This is a genomic window from Hymenobacter lapidarius (genome assembly GCF_001816145.1).
Classification (GTDB): domain Bacteria; phylum Bacteroidota; class Bacteroidia; order Cytophagales; family Hymenobacteraceae; genus Hymenobacter; species Hymenobacter lapidarius.
Genome location: NZ_MDZB01000171.1, coordinates 1 through 5,077, shown reverse-complemented (window position 1 = coordinate 5,077; position 5,077 = coordinate 1). Strand labels below are relative to the sequence as shown.

The window sequence follows — 5,077 nt, the reverse complement described above, 5'->3', positions numbered from 1 at the left end:
GTTGCGCTTGCCGCAGCAACTGCCGCTCCGCATCGGAAAGCCGTACTTCCATGGCACAATTTTAAGCCTTTATTCGCACTTCACTTCGCGACGAGTATACTCACCAGAAAGCTGATGAGGCTTTTCATTTCGGGGCTGTTCTGGGGCAGGCGCAGCAGCGACTGGCGGGCGGCGGGGTAATCGGCCACGTCGGGCACCTTGTTGGGCACAAAATCCGAGCTGGCCATGAAGCCGTGCTCCAGGTTGTCGATGCCCAGCTCGGCCGCCTCGCGGTAGGTGATGGAACAGAGGTGGCCCGTAATCTTGAGCTGCCGCGGATGCGCCACCGCTACCACGGCTGCGAGGTCGGCCCGGGTGGCGTGCATGTACATCTTGAAGGAAGTGCAGCCCTTGTCGGCCCAAAACCGGGCGGTGGCCGCGGCGTCTTCGGGGCCTTTCACCGTGTTCAGGGCCGGAATGTCCAGGCTCGGCTCCTCAATGTAGGGCGCCGTCACGTCCATGTCGGGCCCGATGAGCTTGCCTTCGCCAATCATGCGCTTGATGGCCAGGTCGGTTTGCGGCTCGATGCTGCCGGCCGTGCGGATGGTGGTGGCGCCCCCGGCCAGGTACAAGCGGGGAAACGTGTACGGCATCTGGGCAATGTTGAAGTACGGGCCGGCGGGCATGGTGTAGTACAGGTGCTCGTGCAGCATGACTAGGCCGGGTATCAGCGTCTTGCCCGCGCAGTTGATGACCTGCGCGCCGGCTGGCACCTTCACTTTCTTCAGCGGGCCCACCTGGGTTATGCGCCCGTTCTGCACCAGCACCGTTTGGTGCAGCTGCGCCGGCCGGCCGGTGCCGTCTATCACCTTGGCATCGGTGAGGGCCACCGTGGGCGCGTCAACCTTGATGTACTCCCGCACCTGCGGGGTAAACTGTTGGGCGTGGCCGAGCCTCACTGCAACTACTAGAAGGGTAACCAGAAGCTGGCTTTTGCGGGTAGCAGGTTTCATGCTTGGGATTTAAAGGGTCACCGCAGAGAAAGCGCCAATAGGGCGTTGGTAGCTAACATCCGGTAGCGGAAGCAGGGAATTCTACACCAAGCGTAACACGCTGACACTTTTGCGCTTCAGCCTCGAGTGAGTTTAAGGGGCAATAAATCCCTTGCCACTACCCTCAAAATTGAGAAGTGCCCGATGTGTAAAAAAATTGTTGGAAAAATAACACGAATGGTGCTTGATGATGAGCTTAAAAGAGTATATATTTGTAATATTCCACATAATTAAATCATTTCAAGATTTAACTCACCTTGCCATGAAAAAAATATACACCATTCTAACCTGGGTGCTGTTCACCATTCTAGCCTCACCTACTGTTGGGTTGAGCCAAGATTGTTCAGGACGATTTGATGTAACCTATCCATCCGGCACAGGATATTTTACCCCCAAGACATTTAACAATGGCACTAAAACTTTAGATATTAATTACTGCCCAGATGGTACGGGCGAGATATTAATAACCATAAAATCATTCTCGCCGGGAACCTTCACTTTTCACACTGGGAGCACTACAGGTCCGGTAGTAGGTAAACATACATTTATAAGTGACGAAGTCTATGAGTTCAAATTGACCATTTCGGCCACCACAACACTGTATCTAACCAGCTTTATTACGTGCACCAACGACAAGAATTCGGACTTTACCTTCAATTTAGCCCCATCACTCAGCCTGACTTCCAGTGTAACCAGCGACCCGGCGTTTGTATGCCCTAATACGCCGATAACCCTAACCGCTACCGGAGCAGTGTCTGGTGAGGTATACACGCTGACCGGGAGTGATGGCTCCGTGCAAACCAGCACCACTGGTATTTTTAGTGTAACGCCAAAAATATCAACTACTTATACTGTCAGCACCAAAATTGCGGCATGCGGTACCGGTGATGTGAGCCAGAGCGTTCTGATAGTACGGGAAAACATAGTTATTACCTCCAACCCTGTTGATACCAGCATAAACGGAGATATTACAGCAGGCCAGAAAGTCACCCTTACGGCCACCGGTGGAGTAGATGGCTCGTTTACCTGGACCCAGGATGGAGCGCTGATTTCTGGTCAGACGAACTCGGTGATTGACGTGTATCCGCCCAGCTCAGTAACATACTATGCCACTGGCAAAACCCCTTCAGGGTGTACCGTCACGGCATCAATTGCGGTTTTTGTGAATAAAAAGCCCCTGCCGGTGGAGCTCATCAGCTTCGAGGCGGTGCGCAGCGACAAGGTGGCACTGCTTACCTGGGCCACGGCTTCGGAAAAGAACAGCGCCTACTTTGCGGTTGAGCGCAGCGTAGATGGCAAGAGCTTCGAGTCGATTGGCCAGCGGCCCGGTGCCGGCAACACCAGCGCCCGGACCAACTACGAGTTTGCCGACGTCCGCCTGGGTGAAACCGCGGCCCCGGTCGTGTACTACCGCCTGCGCCAGGTCGATGCCTCGGGCGAAACGGCTTACTCGCCCGTGCGGCGTCTGACAGGGGTGGGCACGGCCACCCTGGACGCGGCCGTGTTCCCGAACCCGTACGCCGGGGCGGTGGCGGTGCGCTTCCACTCGGCGGGCCCTGAGGCCCCCGCGCTCACCGTGCGCAACGTGCTGGGGCAGCTGGTAATGGCCGCCACCCTGGCCCCCGGCGCGGGCCCGCAGGAGGTGGCGCTGCCACAGGCTGCTGCCTGGCCCCTGGGCATGTACTTCCTCACCATTCGCCAGGGCGCCCAGCAGCAGGTGCTACGCCTGAGCCACCGCTAATATTCCCCACGTATGGGCAAACAAAAAAGACCAGGCCCGTTTGGGCCTGGTCTTTTTTGTTTGCCCATAGCCTATTACAAAAGAGGGGCGCTGTCTATTTGGTGTTTGCCGTTGAGCTGCTCGGGCCGTTTTTCGGCTAAAGCTTATGTGCAGCCGCTGCATCCATTTGTTGGTGCGACGCTTTCAAGCCTGGCGGGTCTTCTGGTATCCGTCACCCCCAAAGGAGCCTTTTGAAATTATGAACATAACCGGTTGTTCTATCCAATAAAACAATCGACTGTGTTATTATCTGCTGTTACGCACCAGAGTGCTGGTGCGTAACAGCAGTTATTATTACCAATTCCCACTACCTTGTTTATGAAAAGGTCAGTGCCCAAAATGCATGGGTTCGCAGTGCCGGACTTGCTCGGGGACCTGCTGTTGCTGGCCGCCTGCGGGGCTAATAAAACCGCGAACCAAACCACGACCGGGACCGTGCCTTCGCCGCGGCCGACTCCACCCAAACGTCTTCTGCTTCCATGCCCACCTCTGCACCCTTTGGCACAACCACCGCTGGCACCGAAGTGCAGCTCTTCACCCTCACCAATGCCAACGGCGTGAAGGCCAGCATCACCAATTACGGCGGCACGCTCACCAGCCTCCTGGTGCCTGACAAGGCCGGCAAGCTGGGCGACGTCATCCTGGGTTTCGACAACGTGAGCGGCTACCAGAGCCCCGAATACCTCAAGGCCGGTCCGTACTTCGGCGCGCTGATTGGGCGCTACGGTAACCGCATCAAAGGCGGCAAATTCACCCTCGATGGCAAAGCCTACACCCTGGCCACCAACAACGGCCCAAACACGCTGCACGGCGGCAAAGTGGGCTTCGATAAAGTGGTGTGGCAGGCCGAGCCCGGTACCTCAGCCGAGGGTCAGACGCTCAAGCTCACCTACCTGAGCAGGGACGGCGAAGAAGGCTACCCCGGCAACCTGAACGTGACGGTGGTGTACACCCTCACCGCCGATAACGCCCTTAAGATTGATTACACCGCCACCACCGACAAGGCCACGGTGCTCAACCTCACCAACCACGCCTACTTCAACCTGAACCACGACGCCGGCCGGGACATCCTCGGCCACCAGGTCACGCTGCCCGCCGACCGCTACACCGTGGTCGATGCCACGTTGATTCCGACCGGCGAGCTGCGCCCGGTACGCGGCACGCCCTTCGACTTCACCATGCCCCACGCCATCGGCGAGCGCATCGCGCAGGTGCCTGGCGGCTACGACCACAACTGGGTGCTGAACGGCGCCACCGGCCCGTACGCCGCGGCCACCGTGTACGAGCCCGAAACCGGCCGCATCCTGGAAGTGACCACCGACGAGCCCGGGATTCAGCTCTACACCGGCAACTTCCTCGACGGCACCCTCACCGGCAAAGGCGGCACGGTGTACGGTAAAAACGCCGGCTTCTGCCTCGAAACCCAGCATTTCCCCGACTCGCCCAACCAGCCCACCTTCCCCAGCACCGTGCTGAAACCGGGCGATACCTTTCATTCCGTGAGCGTCTATAAGTTCGGCGTGCGGAAGTAAGGCACCACCTAGAATAAGAAATAAGAGCACAACAGGTCGTCATGCTGCGCGCAGCATGACGACCTGTTGTGCTTATATGGCGAACTGAAACCCGCCAAAATCCCCACAAACATTGCCCCCTGTCAGGCGTTGTATCGAAGGCAAAAACCCGCCTTTGACACAACTCGCATGAAAATCCTGTATTGGCTGCGCAACGACCTGCGTCTACACGACAACGAAGTGCTGGCCGCTCTGCCCGCGCACACCGCGGCTCTGCTGCCCGTCTACTGCTTCGACCCCGCCACCCTGGGGCCCGACCGCTACCTGGGCCTGCCGCGGCTGGGCCCGCACCGCCTGCCGTTCCTGCTCGAAACCCTGGCCGACCTGCAGCGCCGGTACGCGGCCCTGGGCTCCGGCATTCACTTTGTGGTGGGCAACCCCGCCACCGAGCTACCCCGCCTGGCCCGCGAGCTGGGCCTGCACACCGTGTGGGCCAGCGCCGAGCACCCGCACGAAGAAACCACCGCCGAAACCGCCCTCGCGGCCGCCCTGGGCCGGGGCGTGCCCCTGCGCTTCTTCGAGACGCTTTCGCTGCTGCACCCGCACGACCTGCCTATTCCCGTGCGGCAATTGCCGCTCTCGTTCAGCAAATTTCGGTTCGAGGTGGCGGTGGGCACGCCGTGCGCCCGCCGCTCGCCCGCCCCGCGCCAGCTGCCGCCACTGCCTGCCGGAGTGGTGCCCGCGCCATTGCCCAC

Annotated in this window: 4 protein-coding genes; 3 read left to right on the top strand and 1 reads right to left on the bottom strand. The window is 59.1% G+C overall.

Annotated elements, in window-relative coordinates:
* Positions 1–80: 80 nt before the first annotated feature.
* Positions 81–992, bottom strand: coding sequence for an amidohydrolase family protein (locus BEN47_RS19315; RefSeq protein WP_125921822.1), 912 nt, complete (start codon positions 990–992; stop codon positions 81–83).
* A gap of 1,201 nt (positions 993–2,193) precedes the next feature.
* Here BEN47_RS19315 and BEN47_RS21645 point away from each other — a divergent pair.
* From BEN47_RS21645 to BEN47_RS19300, 3 genes are all read left to right on the top strand, one after another.
* Positions 2,194–2,772 carry a T9SS type A sorting domain-containing protein gene (locus BEN47_RS21645; protein ID WP_070730914.1) on the top strand — a complete coding sequence of 193 codons (579 nt, stop codon included), beginning with the start codon at positions 2,194–2,196 and terminating at the stop codon, positions 2,770–2,772.
* Between the two features lie 518 nt (positions 2,773–3,290).
* Positions 3,291–4,343, top strand: a complete 1,053-nt coding sequence (locus BEN47_RS19305) for an aldose epimerase family protein (RefSeq protein WP_070730911.1) — start codon at positions 3,291–3,293, stop codon at positions 4,341–4,343.
* A 168-nt stretch (positions 4,344–4,511) separates the two neighbouring features.
* Positions 4,512–5,077: deoxyribodipyrimidine photo-lyase (locus BEN47_RS19300; RefSeq protein ID WP_193427157.1), on the top strand; the 566-nt coding region annotated here is incomplete at its 3' end.